Origin of the sequence: Winogradskyella ouciana (genome assembly GCF_965284585.1) — a bacterium.
Taxonomy (GTDB): domain Bacteria; phylum Bacteroidota; class Bacteroidia; order Flavobacteriales; family Flavobacteriaceae; genus Winogradskyella; species Winogradskyella ouciana.
In genome coordinates this window covers 1,756,989-1,778,693 of the sequence record NZ_OZ260095.1, presented here as the reverse complement: position 1 = coordinate 1,778,693, position 21,705 = coordinate 1,756,989, and the positions used below count along the sequence as shown (strand labels likewise).

Sequence of the window (21,705 nt, the reverse complement as noted above, 5' to 3'; positions counted from 1 at the left end):
AGCACTTTATTCCATTTCAAAGCTTTATATTTTAAAAACATAAATGGAAAAATAGTTATCCCAACATACCCTCTTGGCACCATATATTTTGAAATTAATATCACAATCTATCCAATTCAAAAATCAATCCAATTTACATTATCTTTGTTGATAAAGCGAATCAGTTTTGTACAAACTGAAAAAACTTATAACCATTTATTAAAAGTATAAACAACCGAGTTCTCTTTCCTTGGGAAAGGGTTAGGGATAGGCCTATGAAGAAATATGTCCCAATTGAAGACGGAGATTACTATCTAACGCCCGAAGGCTATCGCTGTTTTACCGAACAATATCACCTTAAACGTGGCTATTGTTGCGAAAGCGGATGCAGGCATTGTCCATACGGATTCAATTCTAAGACCAACAATAAAGATTCAATACAATAATGCAAGAGTTAAAAGTTCCATTCAAAGATCAAATATTAGAAGGCATACCAGAGATTTTACCAGTGCCAAAAGTGTACGATGAATCCATAAATCATGCACCAAAAAGGAAGGACATTCTAAATGCCGAAGAAAAAAAATTAGCCCTTCGAAACGCCTTGCGCTATTTTGACAAAAAGCATCACGAAATTCTATTACCTGAGTTTAAGTCCGAGCTCGAAAAATATGGTCGAATATACATGTACCGCTTCAGACCAGATTACAGAATGTACGCAAGGCCTATAGAGGAGTATCCAGCAAAATCAAAACAAGCAGCTGCCATCATGTTAATGATTCAGAACAATTTGGATTATGCTGTTGCACAACATCCACATGAATTGATTACCTATGGTGGTAATGGCTCTGTATTTCAAAATTGGGCTCAGTATCGACTGACCATGAAATATTTGGCAGAGATGAATGACGAACAAACCCTTGTGATGTATTCTGGTCACCCAATGGGCTTATTCCCTTCACATAAAGAGGCACCTAGAGTTGTAGTTACAAATGGCATGATGATTCCCAACTATTCTAAACCAGATGACTGGGAAAAATTCAATGCTTTAGGAGTTACCCAATACGGACAAATGACAGCCGGAAGTTACATGTACATTGGCCCTCAAGGCATTGTCCATGGCACAACGATTACCGTTTTAAACGGATTTAGAAAAATAGGTAAAGAACCTAAAGGTAATTTGTTTGTGACTTCAGGCTTAGGAGGCATGTCTGGCGCACAACCTAAAGCCGGAAACATTGCGGGCTGTATTACCGTTTGTGCCGAAGTTAATCCTAAAATAACTCAAGTACGCTTAGACCAAGGTTGGATTGATGAAAAGATCACTGATTTAGATGAACTTGTTACCAGAGTCAAAAAAGCACAAGCTGAAAAGGAAACCATTTCCCTAGCTTACTTAGGAAATGTAGTTGATGTGTGGGAGAAATTTGATGAAGCCAATATTCATGTCGATTTAGGAAGTGATCAAACGTCGCTTCATAATCCTTGGGCTGGAGGTTATTATCCTGCTGATATATCTTTTGAAGATGCCAACGACATGATGGCAAATAAGCCAGAATTGTTCAAAGAAAAGGTACAGCAAACCTTGCGAAGACATGCTAAGGCTATCAATAAACATACTTCAAAAGGCACCTATTTTTTTGATTATGGAAATGCATTTCTTCTTGAAGCTTCTCGTGCAGGTGCTGATGTAATGTCTGAGAATCCAACTATTGGCAGGGAATTTAAGTATCCGAGCTATGTACAGGATATTATGGGACCCATGTGCTTTGATTATGGTTTTGGGCCATTCCGTTGGGTTTGCGCATCAGGAAAACCAGAAGATTTAGTAAAAACAGATAAAATTGCTTGTGATGTCTTAGAAAAAATCATGAAAAATTCCCCTAAAGAAATCCAACAGCAAATGGCGGATAACATTCAATGGATAAAAGGAGCTCAAGAAAACAAACTTGTTGTGGGTTCTCAAGCCAGAATTCTCTATGCAGATGCCGAAGGCCGAATGAGAATTGCAGAAGCTTTTAACCAAGCTATTTCTAGAGGTGAAATAGGTGAAGTTGTTCTTGGAAGAGATCATCATGATGTTTCAGGTACAGATTCACCCTATAGAGAAACGAGTAACATTTATGATGGTTCTCGTTTTACAGCAGATATGGCCATTCACAATGTTATTGGTGATAGTTTTAGAGGTGCAACTTGGGTCAGCATTCACAATGGTGGTGGAGTTGGTTGGGGAGAAGTGATAAACGGTGGTTTTGGTATGGTTCTTGATGGTACTAAAGAAGCATCAACACGGTTAAAACGAATGTTGTTTTGGGATGTTAATAATGGTATCTCAAGACGTAGTTGGGCTCAAAATGAAGGTGCTGTTTTTGCTATAAAACGTGCCATGGAAGTAGAGCCTAATTTAAAAGTAACTTTACCTAATCAAGTTGATGATGATCTATTTTAAACAATAAAAAAAAAAGTGATATGAAGAAACTACTTAAATTTACACCGATTTTAGTTTTCGCCATCCTTCTATCTTCTTGTAGTTCAGTTAGAGTTGCAGCCGATTATGATAGAGAGGCAAATTTTGACAACTACAAAACCTTTGCATTCTTTAAACCTGGAATTGACAAAGCAGAGATTAACGATATTGATAAACGTAGAATATTAAGAGCTATTGAAGCAGAGCTAATGGCAAAAGGCATGACCAAATCCGAAAACCCTGATATGCTCGTTAGTATTTTTACAAAATCTACTCAACGTGTTGATGTCTACAACAATGCCTGGGGCTTCGGTGGCTGGGGCTGGGGCGGTTTCAATCGTTGGGGTTGGGGCTGGGGACCTGGCTGGGGAGGAAGCAATGTTTCCACCAGAACAGAAGGTATGCTTTTTATTGATTTTATAGACACTAGCGAAAAAGAATTGATTTGGCAAGGCTCTGGTACTGGTTATTTAACCACAAGAAATATAGAGAAGAAAGAAGAGCGAATTAAAGAATTTGTTGCTAAAACTTTGGAGCAATTTCCACCTGAAGAATAATTCAATTTAAATATAAAATTACTTAAGCACTGGTTTTTACCAGTGCTTTTTTTATTCCTTTTAATGAGTAATTAGGCTATAATTCTAAATACTTTATCTTTGCCGACTTCTAAAAGATATAGTTATGATATTAGGTCACACTACAAGAAAAAACTTCACCCAAAACCCTAAGAATGATATTCTTTCAGGTTTAACCGTTGCTTTGGCGCTAGTACCCGAGGCCGTAGCTTTTGCTTTTGTAGCTGGTGTAGATCCTCTAGTTGGACTATATGGTGCATTTATGATGGGAATTGTCACCGCATTATTTGGTGGTCGACCAGGAATGATTTCAGGTGCTACAGGAGCAATGGCCGTAGTTATGGTACATCTTATTCAAAAAGGAAATGAAGTTGGTTTAGCATTAGACACTCCAATAGATAACCTAGGATTGCAGTGGCTATTTATAACACTCCTTTTTGTTGGTGGTATTCAAATTTTGGCAGGTGTTTTTAAGCTGGGGAAATTTGTACGATTGATTCCACACCCTGTTATGATGGGCTTTGTTAACGGTTTGGCTATTGTTATTTTCCTTTCGCAATTAGGATTATTTCCTAATGCTGTTCCGAAAGATATTTCATTTTTAGATAATACCTCAGAATGGTTTTCTGCATTGTTCTCGAATGCTACATTCTGGAAGATGATGGGATTCATTGGTTTGACAATGGGTATTATGTATGGACTACCTAAACTTACAAAGAAAATTCCAGCGGCTTTAATAGCCATAATTGTTGTGGCTTGTATTACAATTTTTGGTGGTATAGAAGTTAGTACTGTTGGTTCGTTTATTGCTGAAGGTGGCGGAAATGGTTTAGAAGGTGGACTACCAACATTTCAAGATCAAATTTTTGGATTCTTCGGAACACTCTCAGGACATTGGAGCTTAATTCTTTCGACTGCCTTCATACTTGCTGCAGTAGGCCTAATTGAATCTTTAATGACTTTGAATCTCATTGATGAAATGACAGATACAAGAGGAAACGGTAACCGAGAGTGTATCGCACAAGGTGCTGCAAATACTTTAAACGGATTATTCGGAGGAATGGGCGGCTGTGCTATGATCGGTCAATCTATTATTAATGTTGACTCAGGTGGAAGAGGCCGTCTATCTGGTGCTGTCGCTGCAATTGCGTTACTATGCTTTGTGCTATTTGGAGCTCCACTGATTGAACAAATTCCTATAGCTGCCCTAGTTGGTGTAATGTTCATGGTAGTAATCGGAACGTTCGCTTGGAGTAGTTTTAGGATCATTAGAAAAATACCTTTATCTGATGCTATTGTACTAATCGCTGTTTCTGCAATCACAGTTTGGCAAGATTTAGCTATAGCAGTTATTGCAGGAGTTATTATTTCTGCTTTAGTTTTCGCATGGAAAAATGCTACAATGATTAGAGCACGTAAACGTATGCAACCAGATGGTACCAAAACTTATGAAATTTGGGGACCTTTGTTTTTTGGATCTATTCAGAATTTTAATTCTAAATTTGATGCCAAAAATGATCCTCAAAATGTTGAAATAGATTTTATAGAATCTAGAGTTAGCGATCATTCTGCACTAGAAGCAATCTTCAATTTAGTTGAAAAATATGAAGCTGAAGGGAAGTCTATTAAACTCAAACATTTAAGTGAAGATTGCAAAGTATTACTTCGTAAAGCAAGTCCAAAGTTTGAAGAAGTGATTATTGAAGCGGTTGACGATCCGCGTTACCATTTAGCAGCAGATCCTGAAAAATTTACAAAACCACTTTCTGAATATAACATGTAATTCTCTATTATTTCATTACCCTATAGGTTAAGTATTAGGCTGTTAGCTTCTAATTAAGAAATTAATCAGATTAAAATGATTGAAAATCAATTAATTAGACTACCTTCGCCACTTAATTTAATATATTTTAATATGAGTACTGGTACAGTAAAATTTTTTAATGATTCTAAAGGTTTTGGATTCATAACAGAAGAAGGAAGCGACAAAGATCATTTTGTACACATTTCTGGTTTAGTTGATGAAGTAAGAGAAGGTGATAATGTAGAATTCGACTTAACAGAAGGAAAAAAGGGATTAAATGCAGTAAATGTAAAAGTTATATAAGTATATACCTTACAATCTTTTTAAGAACAAAGCCTATCTTTCGATAGGCTTTTTTTTTATGCTTCATGGCAATTACATTACAATATCATTCTTCCAATCGTAAGGTGCTGGAATATCTGTATCGTCAATAAGTTGTCTAATATCAATTTCTATTCCTCGACTTAAATCGGTAATTGGTACATCGTTCGGTCCACCTTCAAAAGGGTTTTCTGTATTCTCTCCTATTTTTTCCATTGTATGAAAAACCCATGCCACAAGGGCACTAAACGGAATAGAAAACCAAACAAAATGTTTGGCAATAAACTCTTGTAATAAATGTCCCCAAGATGTTCTGGACGCATGTTGGGCTAAATCCTCTTGAATATCATGCCCAATAGTTTCAAAACCTGCCATAATACCAAAAGGCAATAGAATAATAAAAATCCAAACAAACATATAGTTGAGCGTTGCAAACTGTCTAGGATATGGAAAGTTCTTTATGCGTTCACTCTGACCTTGCAACGTATAGAATTCAACTAAAACATTAGCCATTTCCATGTGCCTAAAATCTTCAACCAACCCATCTTGCTTTAGTTCTTTTAAGCGTCTAGATTGAATACCTAACAATTGAGACGCTCTATTCCCTTTAGCAAATATTTCTTTATATTCATTGTCAGAAATATATGGTTTTATTGCTTCTTCAATTGGGATTGTGTCTTCACACACAAGAAAATAAGAATCCTTAAACTCAGTATTAGACTTTTGGGTCATCAGTTGCTCCCATGGTTTATTAACGCGCATTTGATAACGCAACGCTGTTAACCATGCTACATGTCGATGCACTAATTCCTTATGGATATTATGTAAATCTGAATCGGACAACTTTTCTTTGGCATGATCATTATTAATAAAATCTTTGACCATAATCGTCCATGATCGTGATGTGTTTACTATACCACCCCAAATTTTTCGAGCTTCCCAAAGACGGTCGTAAGACGCATTGTTTTTAAAACCAATGAGAAAAGCAACGGCAGTACCCAGCACTCCTAATGGCAGCCACGGCACATGCAACCATTTCATCCCTAATATGTCGAACAATATAACAGGAATTGTGGCAAGAATTAGAAACATAAGAATGCTTCTACGTGTCCATTTTAAAACTACTTTTATGGGAAAAATGCGTCTTGTATACATAAACTGAATTTATGTATGTAAGATACAAAAAGCTAGTAGTTTATCAACGCTTCAATTTTGGCCTTTACTTTTTCAGTCGAAGGAATCATAGTTTCTTCTAAGGTTGAATTTAAAGGAATAGCAGGCATATTTTCACTACCAATCGTCATTACTGGAGCATCTAAATATTTGAAGCATTCTTCTTGAATTTTCCCAGCTAAGGCTCTCGCAAAACTATTGTTTGAAGGCTCTTCTGTAACGACCAAGCATTTTCCCGTTTTCTTGACTGATTTCATAATCGTGTCTTCATCAAGTGGAAACAATGTTCTCAAGTCGATGATTTCGATTTGATCACGCATATCCAATTCGCCCGAAGCATTATAAGCCCAATGCACTCCCATTCCGTAGGTGACTATGGTTAGTGTTTCAACATCATCTTGCTTCCAAATTTCTTGTAACACCCACGCTTTACCGAAAGGCAATACATAATCTTCTGCTGGTTCTATTGATGTAGCACCTTTTGTCCCTGGCACTTTAGACCAATACAATCCTTTGTGCTCTAAAATCACAACGGGATTTGGGTCGTAATACGCTGCTTTCATCAAACCTTTTAAATCAGCACCATTACTTGGATAGGCAATTTTTATACCTCGAATATTGGTCACCACACTTTCTACAGATGAACTATGATAAGGTCCACCACTACCGTAAGCACCAATTGGCACTCTAAGAATCATACTCACTGGCCATTTTCCGTTACTTAAATAGCAACTTCGACTTACTTCCGTGAATAATTGGTTAAGTCCAGGCCAAATATAATCGGCAAATTGAACCTCAACAATGGGTTTTAACCCAACAGCTGACATGCCTACAGTAGAACCAACAATAAATGCCTCCTGAATTGGTGTATTAAAAACTCTATCGTCCCCAAACTTCTGCGCCAATGTTGCAGCTTCTCTAAACACTCCCCCTAATCGCCCTCCAACATCTTGTCCATAAAGCAAACACTCTTTATGCTTTTTCATCAGTTCCTCAACGGCGAATAAGGCACAATCTACCATCACCACTTTTTCTGCACCTTCTGGTGCGCGTGTACCTTGTTCTTCTGTAATTGTTGTAGGAACGAAGTCGTTTGTAAATAAATCTTTTGGTATTGGATCATCTGCCTTTAAAGCTTTTTCGAAATCAGATTGAACCTTTTCTTTAGCTGAATTTTCTATTTCTGAAATTTCTTTTTCTGAAAATCCAGCATCTAACAATAGTTGCTTTAAGACTGGATATGGATCGCGGCTTCGCGCTTCGTCCAAATCATCACGGTACCATTCCATTCGCACACCAGAAGTGTGGTGATTTAGCAACGGGACTTTAGCATGCACTAAAAATGGTCGTCTTTCTTCCCTGATGGTTTTAATGACTTTTTCTAAAGCCTCATAACTTTCAGTAAAGTTTGCTCCGTCAATAGAAATCGCTTCCAAACCATGAAATCCCTGTGCGTATTCATAAGCGTTTTGCGCTCTTGTTTCGGCTTCATTTGCCGAAATATCCCAACCATTATCCTGTACTAAATATAGAATTGGCATTTGCTTTAAAGCTGCCATTTGAAACGCTTCTGCGATTTCGCCTTCGGTTACTGAAGCATCTCCAAGTGAACAAACCGAAATCGGATTCTCAATTGAAGAATCGTTTAAACCCTGTAATTCTTTATACTGCATTCCCATAGCGACTCCTGTAGCCGGAATGGCTTGCATACCTGTTGCTGAAGATTGATGTGGGATTTTTGGTTTGTCATCATCCTTTAAACTTGGATGCGAATAGTAGGTTCTCCCACCTGAAAATGGGTCGTCTTTCTTCGCTAACAGTTGCAACATTAAATCATAAGGTTCTAACCCAAATGATAATAACATCGCATCATCTCTATAATATGGAAACGTATAATCTTGAGGCAATAACTGTAAACCTAATGCAATTTGAATGGCTTCGTGACCACGTGATGTGGCATGTACATATTTTGAAACTTGCTTGAAGTTTTCTTCGTACAGCTCAGTCATGGCTTTCGCTGTGCAGAGTTTTGAGTATCCTTTTTTTAAAATGTCTTTATTCATAATTGTCATTCCTGAGTAGACAGGAGTCTAATTTTTTTAAATATTCATTATTTTGGATTCCTGCATTCACAGGAATGACAAAACTGTTTTTAATCATTCCGTCAGTTCGAGTGAAATTGCTTTTTCTGCAATTTTGTATCGAGAACTTTTAATTACTTCTCGATACAATTTGTTCGTGCCTCACAAATCACTCGAAGTGAAGTCCTTTTTAATTGTGGCAGTTACTTCCGCGTTAGGGATTGAACGGCCTGTTTGAGCTCTCCCGACTTTGTCGTCGGGAAGCGAGTAGTGAAAGCCCGACCACCTGCACTGAGCCTGTCGAAGTGTTGTGGTAACGCCCTAATCCACCAATTGCTTATCTACTTTGGTCATCCAACCAAATTTGTCTTCAACTTTTCCAGTTTTTATATCGTTTAATCGCTGATTTATTTCTATCCCAACAGGACTATCGTGAGACACGTGAATGGATTCGCCATCCAATCCGATTTCCTGAATGTAAGCAATACCAACTGCCGTACCTGTCCCAAATGCTTCTTTTAAGCTACCATTTTTAGAGGCTTCCTTAATTTCATCAATGGTGATTTTTCGTTCTATGACTTCAAAACCGCGATCTTTTAATAAGGCAATCACACTCTTTCTGGTTATACCATCCAAAACACAACCGTCTAATTCTGGAGTAATAAATTTGTCATCAATCTTAAAGAAGATATTCATCGTACCCACTTCTTGAATGTACTTGTGCTCAACTGCATCTAACCACAACACTTGGTCGTAACCTTTGGCTTTTGCCAATTCTGTTGGACGAATTGCGGCTGCGTAATTTCCCGCGGCTTTGGCCTCTCCTGTACCACCTTGAGCTGCTCTAATGAATTTCTTTTCGGCCCATAATTTTATACGCTTGCTGAAAAATGGACCTGCTGGTGAAGCCATGATGATGAACTTGTAATGTGTTGCGGCACGCATACCAATAAAAGGCTCATCTGCGTACATAAAAGGTCTTAAATATAACGCGCTACCGTCCATTGGCGGAATCCATTGTCTATCTAAATCGACCAATTGTTTTAGACCATCTACAAATAACTCAGTGGGAATATTAGGCATACCCATACGGTCGGCACTAAAATTCAAACGATTGGCATTATCCTCTGCCCTAAACAACATTGGATTGCCATCTGAATCTACTGTGGCTTTCATTCCTTCAAAAATAGCTTGTCCATAATGCAAGGCCATAGCTGCAGGATGCGTTGGAATCATTCCCATTGGAATTATCCTTGGGTTGGTCCATTCGCTATTGTCGTAATCACAGATAAACATGTGGTCTGTAAATGTGGTACCTAATGGTATGTTGTTGAAGTCTAATTTATCGAGATTAGACTTTTCTGATTTTTGTATTGAAATGTTGTAGCTCATGATTTTATGTTGATGAGATCCTGAAACAAGTTCAGGATGACAAACGGTTAATATTTTTCGTCAGTTCGAGTGAAATTGCTTTTGCAATTTTGTATCGAGAACTTATTTGTAATGACTTCTCGATACAATTCCGAATGCATTCGGAATCACTCGAATTGACGTTAATTTTTATATTTTTCTATTGACATCGAATTGCTCAAAATAGTCGGCAACTCTACGTACGAAGCTTCCACCTAGAAAACCATCGACTACGCGATGATCAAAGGATAATGATAAATACATCATACTTCGAATTGCGATTTCGTCTCCTTTTTCGGTTTCTATAACTTCTGGTCTTTTTTTGATGATTCCTAATGCTAAAATGGCTACTTCGGGTTGATTGATGATTGGTGTTCCCATGACACTGCCAAACGTTCCTACATTAGAAATGGTGAACGTGCTTCCTTTTATATCGTCTCCTGCGAGTTTGTTCTCTCTGGCCTTACTTGCTAATTCGTTGACATTTTCAGCCAAGGTTTTTAAATCTTTGGTGTCTGCGTTTTTTACCACTGGAACAATTAAGTTACCACTTGGTAATGCGGTTGCCATTCCGATATTTATATCTTCTTTTACAATAATTTTGTTACCATCTACAGACGCATTGATATTCGGAAAATCTTTAACTGCTTTTGCTACTGCTTCAACAAATAGCGGTGTAAACGTTAAACGTTCACCATATTTCTCTTGAAAAGCTTTTTTGTTAGCGTTTCTCCAGTTGACCATATTGGTTAAGTCAGCTTCCACATAAGCTGTGACGTGAGGTGATGTATGCTTGGAATACACCATATGGTCTGCAATCATTTGGCGCATTCTATCCATTTCAATGACTTTTCCTTTGCCTTTATCGAAGGTCAATTGTGGAATGCGATATGCCGTTGGGTCTTGGGTTATTGGCTGTGCGAATTTGTATGGACGTCCTTCTTCTATATAATTGAAAACATCACTTTTTCGTAATCTGCCTTCGTTTCCTGTGGCTGGGATTCGAGCCAATTCTTCAAAACTAATGTGATGTTCTTTGGCTATTTTTATGATTAATGGAGAAAAGAAAGTGTTTGTATTATTGACTGAAAATGAATTTGAAGTAGAGACTGATTGTGTTGGTTTAGGTCGCTTACTTTCTTTTTTCTTTTTTGGAGATTCTTCGCTATCGCTCTGAATGATATTTTGCTTCTTTGAAGATTTCACCTCTTCAGAAACTTCAAGTATGGCAATCACTTCTCCAACCGGAACAACATCTTTCGCTTGAAACATGGTTTTTGTTAATGTTCCGGATGCTGGTGCTGGCACTTCATTATCAACTTTATCAGTTGCCACTTCCAAAATGATATCTCCTTCATCAAAACTATCTCCTTCGGCAACTAACCAATTGATAATTGTTCCTTCAGTGATACTTTCGCCCATTTTAGGCATTTTTAATTCAATCTTGCTCAAATTCAACACTTTTAAAATCAGCAATAAAAATAAGAAATTATAGCATTTTAAACTGTTAATAACTTAATTATTAAGTTATAAAAGCAATATATTCTTTATATTACGCTTTTATAAGAATTTTATTCTTTATATGTTTGTGTTTAAGCAGTTATAAAATATAATTTTCTGATGGCACATTTTTTAGATAAAATTGACACTCAAATCCTGACTATTCTTCAAAAGAATAGTAATCGAACTACTAAAAGCATTGCTGAGGAATTGGGCATGACCACTTCTCCAGTTTTTGAGCGTATTAAGAAGTTAGAAAAAGAAGGTTATATTAAAAAGTACGTTGCTGTTCTCGATAATAAAAAGATTGGGATTAAACTAACTGTATTTATTGGTATTACACTGCAAGGTCATACGAGAAGTTATTTAGAAAAATTTGTAACTGAGATCAACAATTTTCCGGAAATTGTAGAATGCCATCGTGTTAGTGGAAATTTTGATTATTTACTCAAACTCATTGTTGAAGATATTGAAGCCTATGAAACATTTATTATCTCTAAACTAACACTACTTCCCTACTTAGGTAATGTGCAGAGTTTAATTACGCTTTCCACAGGTAAGGAAACCAATGAAATTGATTTGAGTAGGATATAAATTTGGCTGTTGGCTGTTGGCTGTTGGCTGTTGGCTGTTGGCTGTTGGCTGTTGGCTGTTGGCTGTTGGCTGTTGGCTAAAGTATTATTTTTTAAAAGTTTCTCGAAGCGTTTTATAAATATCGTCTTGAACTTTCATGTTTTCAGGCACTTCTCTTAAAGGCTCAACCGCTCTCAATGACTCATGACAATCCTTGGGCAATTGTTGATAGAGTTCAGTCCCTTTTGTTTTCCAAGCAATCATTTCATCACTGACCTGTTTAACTACTTTTGCTGGATTTCCAACGACTAAACTTCGTTTCGGAATTATAGTTTCTGCCTTTACAAATACCATTGCTCCCACGATGGATTCATCACCAATTTCGGCATCGTCCATAATCACTGAGTTCATTCCGATAAGACAATTTCTGCCCAAATTTGCTCCATGAATAATAGCTCCATGACCAACATGAGCGCCCTCTTTTAACACGATGGATTTTCCCGGAAACATATGCACGGTACAATTTTCCTGAACATTCACACCATCCTCTAAAATAATTTGTCCCCAATCTCCGCGAATTGCAGCTCCTGGACCAATGTAACAGTTTTTGCCGATGATGACGTTTCCAGTGACGGCAGCCAATGGGTGAACAAAACTGCTTTTGTGTACAACTGGTGTGTAATCTTTAAAAGAATAGATAGCCATTAATATATATTATTGTCATTGCGAGGACGAAGGACGCGGCAATCTCTTAGTGAGATTCTTCACTTTCGCTCTGAATGACAGTTGTTATTTATAAGTTTTTAACTTCTCTTTCGTAAATTCAGAAAGCACCAATCTTCCGCTCGTTTCTGCACGCTCAGCTAATAGTTTGTCCCAATCTTCAGTACCCTTCCAGAAAATTTTCTTCATTTCTTTCATGGCTTCAGGGTTGTAGGTACATAAATGCTCAGCTGTTGTTTTTACAGCTTCATCAAGTTCTTCAGTACTCTCATAAACCTGTGTGAACAAACCTTTTTGTTTTGCCCATTCTGGTGGATAAAAAGAGTTCGCATCAATGGCAATTTGCGACATCGCGCTTAATCCCATTTTACGTTCTATGGCTGGGCCTACGACGAATGGTCCGATACCAATATTTAATTCGCTTAATTTTATGGCTGCGAATTTTGTAGCCATACAATAATCGGTTGATGCGGCCAATCCGACTCCTCCTCCAACAGTTTTTCCTTGGATACGACCGATTATGAATTTTGGACATTTGCGCATCGCATTAATCACATTGGCGAATCCTGAAAAGAATACTTTTCCCGTAGCTGCTTCGTTGATGTTTATCAGTTCCTTGAAGCTTGCTCCTGCACAGAATGTTCTGTCGCCTCCACTTTTCAAGACGATGACTTTTATATCGTCGTTAATTCCTGCATCTGTTATAGTTTGGGCTAATTCCGTCAAAACATCTCCCGGCAAGGAATTGTGTGCTGGGTGGAAAAATTCTATGTATGCTACTTCGTTTTCTATGGTTTGTTTTACGTATGGGTCACTCATGTTTCTTTATCTTTTATTCCGCACTTGATGCGGTATCTATTTTTATTAATACCTTTTCTATTGTGGATTCCTGTCTTCGCAGGAATGACAAAACTATATTAATCCAAATTGTTCAAAATGGTGGTTTAAGTGTTTTCTTTCGAGTAAATACCACTCATATTTATTCATTTCTCCGAATACCATATTATTTAATTTGGCTTCTGGATTTTCTTTGAAATACTCTAGATATTTTTTACGTTGTTCTTTAAATTTTTCAATTGCCGTTTCTAAATCGGAATGCCTCAATTCATCTAAGGTATCTTTTTCTAATAATGGGAAATTGGTGTTTTTTGGGAACTTGTCGTAGTTGTACAAACTCGCGTGTACCTTTTCCAAAATCTTTTCTGGTGTATTCACATCAAAATCTTGAATTTCGCCTGAAGCTATTTTATAAGTGTATTCCAGATGTTCAACCATGTGTTGTGGTGTCATGATTCCCCATTCTGGTGTCATGTCTGACTTCAACTTTGATAGTAATTCATCTATTTTCTCGTCAGTCATTTCTACAAAAGTTTCCTGTTTTTTCTGAACCATTGTCAGAATTGTGGCTACAGCAACTAACGGACTATCCTTTTCAGTTTTTTCGCTTTCTGGTCTGTTTTCAAAATTAGCATCAAAGACTTCAACATGCCATTTTACGATTCCGCTTGGATGCTCTGTTGATGCCACATCTCTATCGACTTTTTCTTTGCATGTTAAGCGCACGTAAATCGTATCGTTATGATATAATGGTCGTAAAAACCGAATACTGTCCAAGCCATAATTTGCAGCGACAGGACCTTTATTCGGATATACAAACAAACCTGCTGCGGCCGAAATTATGAAATAGCCGTGAGCCGTTCGTTTTTCAAAAATACTGCCATCTAAAGATGTAATATCCGTATGGGCATAAAAATGGTCCCAAGTGAGATTTGCAAAATTAATGATGTCCGTATCAGTTAAAGTACGCTTATGCGTTTTAAGGGACATTCCTGGTTCGATATCTTCCCAATGATATTGAAAAGGATGTTGTTCCGCTTCTTTATACTTTGCGTTTTGTTGATAAATACCAGTGATTTCAGTAATTGTTGTTGGCGATCCCTGAATAGCTGTACGTTGCAAATAATGCTTAATACCTCGCATGCCTCCCATTTCTTCTCCACCACCAGCTCGTCCTGGACCACCATGTACCAAATATGGTAATGGTGAACCGTGACCTGTACTTTGCTTTGCCATTTCACGATTAATCACTAAAATGCGTCCATGATGCGATGCCGCGTTTATAGTGTATTCTTTAGCAATTTTATCGTCATTTGTAGCAATTGAAGATACTAACGAGCCCTTACCCATTTGTGCCAATTGAATGGCTTCATCCAAATTCTTATAAGGCATTATGGTACTTACAGGACCAAATGCTTCACGTTCGTGAATAATTGTATTTTGAAATGGATGATCTGCTCGTAATAATATCGGACTGATAAACGCACCTTTTTGCGCATCTGCTCCGATGGTTTCAATTTTATCTAAATCTCCATAAACGATTTGGGCTTCTTTTGCTAAATCATTTACTGAATCTCTTACGGCTTCAACTTGTTGACGGCTGACCAAAGAACCCATTCTAACTTCTTTCAACCTTGGGTCTCCGATCGTGACTTTATCCAATGCTTTTCCTAAGTGGATTTGAACGTCTTCAACTAAATTTTCTGGAACGATAACTCTTCGGATTGCGGTACACTTTTGTCCACATTTTACGGTCATTTCTTTTCGAACCTCTTTAATAAACAGGTCGAATTCTGGTGTACCAGGTTTAGCGTCTTCTCCTAAAATTGATGCATTAAGCGAATCAGCTTCCATAGTGAATGGCACGGATTCTTCAATTAATCTTGGATGTGCTTTTAGCAATCGACCTGTTGAAGCAGAACCTGTAAAAGTGACCACATCTTGGGATTCAACTGTATCTAATATATTTTTAACGGTTCCGTTGATGATTTGAAGAGCTCCTTCTGGTAGTATTTTTGAATCGATAATTGTTCTTGCTACAGCTTCGGCTAAATAAGACGATGAAGGCGCAGGCAAAACAACCGCAGGCACTCCTGCCATCCAGTTTACCGCACATTTTTCTAACATGCCCCAAACCGGGAAATTGAAAGCGTTGATGTGTACTGCAACTCCTCGTTTAGGCACCATAATGTGATGTGCCATAAAGCGTCCACCACGAGACAAATCGATTGGGTCGCCTTCTACGTGGTAAGGTTGATTAGGAAATAGTTTTCGCAACGATGCATTTGCGAATAAGTTACCAAAACCACCTTCGATATCTATCCAGCTATCAACTCGTGTGGCACCTGTTCTATAACTTAAATCGTAAAATTGATCTTTTCTTTTAGTGAGATATAATGCCAACTTTTTAAGCATGTTTCCACGTTCTTGAAACGTCATTTTCCGAAGTTTTTCTCCTCCTTTTGTTCTTCCGTAGTTCAGGATTTCAGGAATGTCGAGACCTTCAATTGCAACGCTTGTAAAGGCTTCGCCAGTGACTGCATCCAAAATTGGTGTTCCTTCTTCTTTTCCTGTTGTCCATGAACCTAATATATAATGCGGTATTTTATTCATTTCGTATTTGTTTTTATTTATGTTCATTTTGTCTTGAAACAAAACGAACCAAAAATTCAAGTTGAAATGAGGAATTTTTCAATCTCTAATCAAGCTTGAAAACCAAAAATAAAATCTAAATTTCTTCCAAGGCTTCAGAAATTCTTAACGATTTGATTTTTATATTCTGCATTTCAACGACCACCTCTTGCTATCTATATTCTATATTCTATGAGCGTAGCGGTCTATTTTCTATTCTACTCGTTCAATAATAGCAGCATATCCTTGACCTACACCAACACACATAGTTACTAATGCATAGCGCTTGTTTTGCTCTTGCAACTCTAAAGCTGCGGAATATGCTAGTCTTGCTCCGGTAACGCCAAGTGGATGCCCAATCGCAATAGATCCACCATTTGGATTTAACCTTGGGTCATCATCTGCAAGTCCCCATTCTCGTGTACATGCCAATGCCTGTGCAGCAAAAGCTTCGTTAAGCTCGATGATATCGATATCATCCAAAGTCAAGCCTGCTTTTTTGAGTGCTTTATTTGAAGCTTCTACCGGACCGATGCCCATAATTCTAGGCTCTACCCCAACCACTGCCGAGCTTACGATTCTTGCTAATGGTTTTAGATTGTATTTTTTTACTGCGTCTTCTGAAGCAACAATTGTAGCTGCTGCACCATCGTTTAAACCTGATGAATTTCCAGCCGTTACGCTTCCGCCTTCTTTTTTAAAGGCTGCTCTTAATTTACCTAAAACTTCTAATGAGGTATTAGGTTTAATGAATTCATCCTCAGAAAATTTAATTGGGTCCTTTTTGCGTTGTGGAATTTCAACCGTTACAATTTCCTTTGCAAGTCTTCCATTTTCTTGCGCCTTAGTCGCCTTCATTTGGCTCCAATAAGCGAACTTATCCTGGTCTTCTCTTGAGATATTATATTTTTCTACTAAATTTTCGGCGGTCACTCCCATACCATCGGTTCCGTAAATTTCGTGCATTTTTGGATTAACGAATCTCCATCCGAAACTAGAATCGTACATTTTTGAATCGTTACCAAAGGCACTTGAAGGTTTTGCAATAACGTATGGTCCACGCGTCATATTTTCAACTCCACCTGAAATAAAAAGGTCACCATCTCCTGTCTTAATAGCTCTATTGGCATGTATGATTGCTGATAAACCCGAACTACATAAACGGTTTACGGTTTCGCCAGGAACTGTAAATGGCAATCCTGCTAACAAAGCTGACATACGTGCTACATTCCGATTATCTTCTCCTGCTTGGTTAGCACAGCCCATAATGACATCGTCATAAGCTTCTTTTGGAATGTTAGGATTTCGTTTTACAATTTCTTCAATCACAATGGCTCCTAAGTCGTCTGCACGAACAGCTGATAGTGTTCCTTTGTAATTTCCTATTGGTGTTCTAATTCCGTCTATTATATATGCTTCCATTTTTGATTTACGCTTTTTAATTTTCGAATTACGATTCCAAATCTGAATTCGTAAAACCTTAAATTCATTTTATTCTTCCCAGTCTTTTTGAGTTCTATATACAACGCCTTTAAAAAGCGCTACTAATTCTTCGCCTCGTTTTACCTCGATGATATTAAACCCTAATTTGTTATTTACTTTTTCAATCACAGATTCAGCAACCAAAAAATCGCCTTCATTTAATGCTTCAATGTGGTTAATACTCGTTTCTATAGAAACTGCATATTTACCATGCGTATTTGCCGCAAAACCAAATGCTGTATCTGCTAATGAATAACTGATTCCACCATGTGCTTTGTTCATGCTATTGAGCATTTCTTTTCTAATGGTCATTCCGACTTTACATCGTCCGATTTCACATTCTAGGATTTCAATTCCGAGCCAAGTGCTGTAAGCATCTTGACTTAACATTTTATGTGGGATTTGTTCTCCTTTCATATTTATTTTGTCATTGCGAGGACAAAGGACGTAGCAATCTCATCGAGAGATTCTTCGCTTCGCTCTGAATGACATTTTAGTTAAAAAATGTTCTATTTTCTTTATTCATTTTTCGCAACAGTGGACTGCAACGATATCTATCTTCGTGATATTCGTTATACAGTTCGTCCATTCTACTCACACACCAATCGATGCCTTTTTCGTCTGCCCAAGCCAATAATCCTTTTGGGTAATTTACACCTTTTGTCATGGCATTGTCAATATCTTCTGCGGATGCTATGTTTAAAAACAAGGCGTCTGCCGCTTCGTTGATTAGCATGACTAATACACGATTGAAAATTTGTTCTTTTAGAGACTCTTCGACTGCGCTCAGAGTGACATTATCACTTTCAATCTTCTTTCCATTTTCGTCATAATCGTAATAACCTTTTCCAGATTTACGACCTAAATAACCTGCTTCTGCAAATCGTTTTTGGGTGAAAGCTGGCTTGTATCTTGGATCGAAATAAAAGGCTTTAAATACGGTTTCAGTTACTGTGTAATTGACATCATTACCTATAAAATCCATCAACTCGAAAGGTCCCATTCTGAATCCTCCTAGTGTTTTTAAGCTGTGATCAATGGTTGCAAAACCCGCCTGACCGTCGGGCAGGTCGGCTATACCTTCTTCATAGATTCTTAATGATTCACCGTAAAATGGTCTTGCAACACGATTCACTATAAATCCAGGTGTGTCTTTTGCAACGGCTACTGTTTTTTTCCAATTCTTAATAGTTTCAACAGATGTATCCAAAACAGCTTTTGAGGTCTGAATCGCAGGAATTACCTCAACTAATTTCATTAATGGCGCTGGATTGAAAAAGTGAATTCCGATGCAACGTTCTGGTTTTTGCAATGAGGCTGCGATAGATGCAATTGATAAACTCGATGTGTTTGATGCTATGATACAATCATCTGCCACGTAGCTTTCTAATTCTGAAAACACCTTTTGTTTGATGTCAAGATTTTCAATAATCGCTTCGATAGTAAGGTTTGAATCTGATAAATCTTTTAAGTTATCGACATAATAAATATTAGATTGGACTCTAGATTTTTCATTACTATCAATACGACCTTTTTCAATAAGACGACTTAATATTTTTTCAAGACTTGTTTTGGCTTTGTCTAAAGCAGCTTGATTGGTATCGTATAATTTTACAGTACAACCAGCAGTAGCCGCTACTTGAGCGATGCCGCTTCCCATTGTTCCGCTTCCTATTATTCCTACGTTCATGTTTTATTTTTCATTTTGAAAACACCCCTAAAGTCCCCTCAAGGGGACAATCCTTCAATTAATCAGAAGGGCAGGTTTGTCACATCTACATTTCCGCCAGATAAAATGATTCCGACATTTTTATTTTTAAATTCTTCTTTGTTCTTTAATACCGCTGCAAAAGGTACTGCACTTGATGGTTCTACTAACACCTTCATACGCTCCCAAATGAGTTTCATAGCTGTTATAATTTCATCTTCTTCAACACGAATAATCTTATCGACATGCTTTTTTATAATTGGAAAATTTCTATTTCCCAAATGTGTTCTCAACCCATCCGCTATGGTGTTTGCTCCCTTATTAGTTTCAATTTTACCCGAAGCTAAAGAACGATAAGCATCATCAGCTTCTATCGGTTCACCACCAATGACTTTACAGTTTTTTGAAAAATAATATGCTGCTAAAGCTGTACCTGCTATAAGTCCGCCACCACCAATTGGCACTAAAATGACATCCAAATTTGGTTGTTCTTCTAACAGCTCCATAGCAGCTGTACTGTTGCCGTAAATCACCTCATCTTGATTTGATGGATGCAGAAATGACGCACCTTTTTCTTCTCTAACTTTATTGGCTGCAGCTTCTCTCGCTTGCAGTGTTGATTCACATTCTATAATTTCACCTTCATAAGTTCTTACACCATCTTTTTTTACTTGAGGTGCGTTTTCTGGCATAACGATATAGGCTTTTACACCTAATTTTTGTGCTGCTAATGAAACTGCTTGTGCAAAATTACCAGACGAATGTGTAACTACTCCTTTTTGTCTTTCATCTTCTGATAACGATAGTATAGCATTGGTTGCTCCTCGCATTTTAAACGCACCCATTTTTTGAAAGTTCTCACACTTAAAAAACAAATTACAACCAGCTTTTTCATTCAATAATTGTGATGTTAACACAGGTGCTTGGTGAATAAATGGTTTTATTCGGTTTTGAGTTTGTATGAGGGTTTGTTTATTCATATGTAATGAGATCCTGAAACGAGTTCAGGATGACAATAAACTGTCAATTCCCTTTAAAATTAGGTTTACGTTTTTCTATAAATGCTGCAACTCCCTCTGCGTAGTCATTACTGCTTGCTGCTTCTATTTGTAATTTTGATTCTAATGCCAACTGATCCTCCAAAGTATTTGTCATTGACTTATTAAATAACTCTTTAATAAGACCTAATGCTTTTGTTGGCATATTGGCCAGTTTAATTGCTAGTTTAGATAATGTTTCTTCAAACTCTTCTAAAGGAACTGATTTATATATCATTCCCATTTTTTCTGCGTCTTCAGCTGAAATTTTATCTCCTAACATTGCCAATGCTTGTGCTTTTTGAAAACCAATTAAGCGCGGCAAAAAAAATGTACCAGCACTATCTGGCACTAACCCGATTAAACTGAAAGCTTGAATAAAACTTACTTTTTCGTGCGCAACGACAATATCACAAGCTAATGCAATATTGGCTCCTGCACCAGCTGCCACTCCATTAATAGCTCCGATGATTGGTTTCTTAATGTTTCTGATTCTTGTGATGATGGGATTATAATGTTCTTCAAGAATTTTTTTGAATCCTGGGTTTAATTCTGGGGAAGTCACCTCTTTTAAATCTTGACCTGCGCAGAATGCTTTTCCGTTTCCTGTTAGGACTATTGCTCTTACCTCAGTATTTCTCTCACAATCATCTAGGATATCCTGAAGGGTTAATGCCATTTCACGGTTGAAGCTGTTGAATACTTCAGGCCTATTTAGTGTTATTGTGGCTACCTGGTTCTCTATTTTTAGTAGTATACTTTCTTTCATCTTAATATTTAATTGACATTGCGAGGACGAAGGACGCGGCAATCTCACCAAGAGATTCCTTCACTTCGCTCGGAATGACGTTATTATTTTAAACACTTAAAATAATCAAACGGTTCTTGACAATCTTCACATTGAAATTGTGCTTTGCACGCTGTTGAACCAAACTGACTTACTAAACGCGTGTTTTGCGAACCGCAATTAGTACATTTTACTATTCGTTTTCCATTTAATAAAACATCTTTATCTGCTTCCGCATCTAAAGGTGCTGCTATTCCGTATTCTTCTAATGCTTTTCGTCCTCTAGGTGTAATCCAATCGGTCGTCCAAGCTGGATGCAAGATTAATTCGATTTCTGAATTATACCCTGCTTCTTTTAAAGCCGCTTTTATATCATCACCAATGACATCCATGGCAGGACAGCCGCTGTAGGTTGGTGTAATTTGGACCTTTACCGTGTTATCTTCTATCACAGCAGAACGCACGACTCCCATATCCATTATGGATAGTACTGGAATTTCTGGATCAGAGACTTTTTCTAAAATCTCAACTAATTTTGAGTCTATGTTTTGTTCTGTTGTTGTCATATTTTACTTCTCGATACAATTTGCTCGTTCCTCACAAATCACTCGAAGTGACGA

At 37.5% G+C, this 21,705-nt stretch carries 19 protein-coding genes; 6 read left to right on the top strand and 13 right to left on the bottom strand.

What is annotated here, in order from left to right; translation table 11 throughout:
- Window positions 1–254 precede the first annotated feature (254 nt).
- From ACQ65V_RS07735 to ACQ65V_RS07715, 5 genes are all read left to right on the top strand, one after another.
- Window positions 255–425, top strand: coding sequence for a DUF5522 domain-containing protein (locus ACQ65V_RS07735; protein ID WP_162306989.1), 171 nt, complete (start codon window positions 255–257; stop codon window positions 423–425).
- Window positions 425–2,425 (top strand): urocanate hydratase, encoded by a 2,001-nt coding sequence (locus tag ACQ65V_RS07730; RefSeq protein WP_430467486.1) that lies wholly within the window; start codon window positions 425–427, stop codon window positions 2,423–2,425. Before ACQ65V_RS07735 ends, ACQ65V_RS07730 begins: the two co-directional genes overlap by 1 nt.
- Before the next feature lie 20 nt (window positions 2,426–2,445).
- A complete protein-coding gene (locus ACQ65V_RS07725) occupies window positions 2,446–3,000 on the top strand; it encodes a DUF4136 domain-containing protein (protein WP_155090073.1) in 555 nt (184 codons plus the stop codon).
- Window positions 3,001–3,124: 124 nt separating this feature from the next.
- A complete protein-coding gene (locus ACQ65V_RS07720; protein WP_430467485.1) occupies window positions 3,125–4,801 on the top strand; it encodes a SulP family inorganic anion transporter in 1,677 nt (558 codons plus the stop codon).
- A 132-nt stretch (window positions 4,802–4,933) separates the two neighbouring features.
- On the top strand, window positions 4,934–5,125 hold the full coding sequence (locus tag ACQ65V_RS07715; protein ID WP_155090075.1) for a cold-shock protein: 192 nt from the start codon (window positions 4,934–4,936) through the stop codon (window positions 5,123–5,125).
- A gap of 72 nt (window positions 5,126–5,197) precedes the next feature.
- On the opposite strand, the gene ACQ65V_RS07710 is transcribed toward ACQ65V_RS07715, so the two are convergent.
- From ACQ65V_RS07710 to ACQ65V_RS07695, 4 genes are all read right to left on the bottom strand, one after another.
- Window positions 5,198–6,298: a bestrophin family protein gene (locus tag ACQ65V_RS07710; RefSeq protein ID WP_430467484.1), complete on the bottom strand. Its 1,101-nt coding sequence runs from the start codon at window positions 6,296–6,298 to the stop codon at window positions 5,198–5,200.
- 32 nt (window positions 6,299–6,330) lie between these two features.
- Window positions 6,331–8,379 (bottom strand): alpha-ketoacid dehydrogenase subunit alpha/beta, encoded by a 2,049-nt coding sequence (locus tag ACQ65V_RS07705; protein WP_430467483.1) that lies wholly within the window; start codon window positions 8,377–8,379, stop codon window positions 6,331–6,333.
- 339 nt (window positions 8,380–8,718) lie between these two features.
- Window positions 8,719–9,789 carry a branched-chain amino acid aminotransferase gene (locus ACQ65V_RS07700; protein WP_430467482.1) on the bottom strand — a complete coding sequence of 357 codons (1,071 nt, stop codon included), beginning with the start codon at window positions 9,787–9,789 and terminating at the stop codon, window positions 8,719–8,721.
- A 168-nt stretch (window positions 9,790–9,957) separates the two neighbouring features.
- Complete coding sequence (locus ACQ65V_RS07695; protein ID WP_430467481.1) at window positions 9,958–11,229, bottom strand: dihydrolipoamide acetyltransferase family protein; 1,272 nt, start codon at window positions 11,227–11,229, stop codon at window positions 9,958–9,960.
- Between the two features lie 198 nt (window positions 11,230–11,427).
- Between ACQ65V_RS07695 and ACQ65V_RS07690 the strand changes: the two genes are divergently transcribed.
- Complete coding sequence (locus ACQ65V_RS07690; RefSeq protein WP_430467480.1) at window positions 11,428–11,901, top strand: Lrp/AsnC family transcriptional regulator; 474 nt, start codon at window positions 11,428–11,430, stop codon at window positions 11,899–11,901.
- 84 nt (window positions 11,902–11,985) lie between these two features.
- Here ACQ65V_RS07690 and ACQ65V_RS07685 read toward each other — a convergent pair whose 3' ends face one another.
- The 9 genes from ACQ65V_RS07685 to paaD form a co-directional block, all read right to left on the bottom strand.
- Window positions 11,986–12,585 carry a transferase hexapeptide repeat family protein gene (locus ACQ65V_RS07685; RefSeq protein ID WP_430467479.1) on the bottom strand — a complete coding sequence of 200 codons (600 nt, stop codon included), beginning with the start codon at window positions 12,583–12,585 and terminating at the stop codon, window positions 11,986–11,988.
- 84 nt (window positions 12,586–12,669) lie between these two features.
- Window positions 12,670–13,422 (bottom strand): enoyl-CoA hydratase/isomerase family protein, encoded by a 753-nt coding sequence (locus ACQ65V_RS07680; protein WP_430467478.1) that lies wholly within the window; start codon window positions 13,420–13,422, stop codon window positions 12,670–12,672.
- 93 nt (window positions 13,423–13,515) lie between these two features.
- Window positions 13,516–16,053, bottom strand: coding sequence for a phenylacetic acid degradation bifunctional protein PaaZ (gene paaZ / locus ACQ65V_RS07675; RefSeq protein ID WP_430467477.1), 2,538 nt, complete (start codon window positions 16,051–16,053; stop codon window positions 13,516–13,518).
- 231 nt (window positions 16,054–16,284) lie between these two features.
- The gene (pcaF, locus tag ACQ65V_RS07670) at window positions 16,285–17,493 is read right to left on the bottom strand and encodes a 3-oxoadipyl-CoA thiolase (RefSeq protein ID WP_430467476.1); all 1,209 of its coding nucleotides are present in this window, start codon (window positions 17,491–17,493) and stop codon (window positions 16,285–16,287) included.
- Window positions 17,494–17,562: 69 nt separating this feature from the next.
- Window positions 17,563–17,970, bottom strand: a complete 408-nt coding sequence (locus ACQ65V_RS07665; RefSeq protein ID WP_412561615.1) for a PaaI family thioesterase — start codon at window positions 17,968–17,970, stop codon at window positions 17,563–17,565.
- A 76-nt stretch (window positions 17,971–18,046) separates the two neighbouring features.
- A complete protein-coding gene (locus tag ACQ65V_RS07660; protein WP_430467475.1) occupies window positions 18,047–19,243 on the bottom strand; it encodes a 3-hydroxyacyl-CoA dehydrogenase NAD-binding domain-containing protein in 1,197 nt (398 codons plus the stop codon).
- A 62-nt stretch (window positions 19,244–19,305) separates the two neighbouring features.
- Window positions 19,306–20,241, bottom strand: a complete 936-nt coding sequence (locus ACQ65V_RS07655; protein WP_430467474.1) for a pyridoxal-phosphate dependent enzyme — start codon at window positions 20,239–20,241, stop codon at window positions 19,306–19,308.
- 43 nt (window positions 20,242–20,284) lie between these two features.
- On the bottom strand, window positions 20,285–21,067 hold the full coding sequence (locus ACQ65V_RS07650) for an enoyl-CoA hydratase-related protein (RefSeq protein WP_430467473.1): 783 nt from the start codon (window positions 21,065–21,067) through the stop codon (window positions 20,285–20,287).
- Between the two features lie 83 nt (window positions 21,068–21,150).
- Window positions 21,151–21,651, bottom strand: a complete 501-nt coding sequence (paaD, locus tag ACQ65V_RS07645; protein ID WP_430467472.1) for a 1,2-phenylacetyl-CoA epoxidase subunit PaaD — start codon at window positions 21,649–21,651, stop codon at window positions 21,151–21,153.
- Window positions 21,652–21,705 lie beyond the last annotated feature (54 nt).

Coding starts and splice junctions, on each gene's coding strand:
- ACQ65V_RS07735 (WP_162306989.1), top strand. CDS start 255: ATGAAGAAATATGTCCCAATTGAAGACGGAGATTACTATCTAACGCCC.
- ACQ65V_RS07730 (WP_430467486.1), top strand. CDS start 425: ATGCAAGAGTTAAAAGTTCCATTCAAAGATCAAATATTAGAAGGCATA.
- ACQ65V_RS07725 (WP_155090073.1), top strand. CDS start 2,446: ATGAAGAAACTACTTAAATTTACACCGATTTTAGTTTTCGCCATCCTT.
- ACQ65V_RS07720 (WP_430467485.1), top strand. CDS start 3,125: ATGATATTAGGTCACACTACAAGAAAAAACTTCACCCAAAACCCTAAG.
- ACQ65V_RS07715 (WP_155090075.1), top strand. CDS start 4,934: ATGAGTACTGGTACAGTAAAATTTTTTAATGATTCTAAAGGTTTTGGA.
- ACQ65V_RS07710 (WP_430467484.1), bottom strand. CDS start 6,298: ATGTATACAAGACGCATTTTTCCCATAAAAGTAGTTTTAAAATGGACA.
- ACQ65V_RS07705 (WP_430467483.1), bottom strand. CDS start 8,379: ATGAATAAAGACATTTTAAAAAAAGGATACTCAAAACTCTGCACAGCG.
- ACQ65V_RS07700 (WP_430467482.1), bottom strand. CDS start 9,789: ATGAGCTACAACATTTCAATACAAAAATCAGAAAAGTCTAATCTCGAT.
- ACQ65V_RS07695 (WP_430467481.1), bottom strand. CDS start 11,229: ATGGGCGAAAGTATCACTGAAGGAACAATTATCAATTGGTTAGTTGCC.
- ACQ65V_RS07690 (WP_430467480.1), top strand. CDS start 11,428: ATGGCACATTTTTTAGATAAAATTGACACTCAAATCCTGACTATTCTT.
- ACQ65V_RS07685 (WP_430467479.1), bottom strand. CDS start 12,585: ATGGCTATCTATTCTTTTAAAGATTACACACCAGTTGTACACAAAAGC.
- ACQ65V_RS07680 (WP_430467478.1), bottom strand. CDS start 13,422: ATGAGTGACCCATACGTAAAACAAACCATAGAAAACGAAGTAGCATAC.
- paaZ (WP_430467477.1), bottom strand. CDS start 16,053: ATGAATAAAATACCGCATTATATATTAGGTTCATGGACAACAGGAAAA.
- pcaF (WP_430467476.1), bottom strand. CDS start 17,493: ATGGAAGCATATATAATAGACGGAATTAGAACACCAATAGGAAATTAC.
- ACQ65V_RS07665 (WP_412561615.1), bottom strand. CDS start 17,970: ATGAAAGGAGAACAAATCCCACATAAAATGTTAAGTCAAGATGCTTAC.
- ACQ65V_RS07660 (WP_430467475.1), bottom strand. CDS start 19,243: ATGAACGTAGGAATAATAGGAAGCGGAACAATGGGAAGCGGCATCGCT.
- ACQ65V_RS07655 (WP_430467474.1), bottom strand. CDS start 20,241: ATGAATAAACAAACCCTCATACAAACTCAAAACCGAATAAAACCATTT.
- ACQ65V_RS07650 (WP_430467473.1), bottom strand. CDS start 21,067: ATGAAAGAAAGTATACTACTAAAAATAGAGAACCAGGTAGCCACAATA.
- paaD (WP_430467472.1), bottom strand. CDS start 21,651: ATGACAACAACAGAACAAAACATAGACTCAAAATTAGTTGAGATTTTA.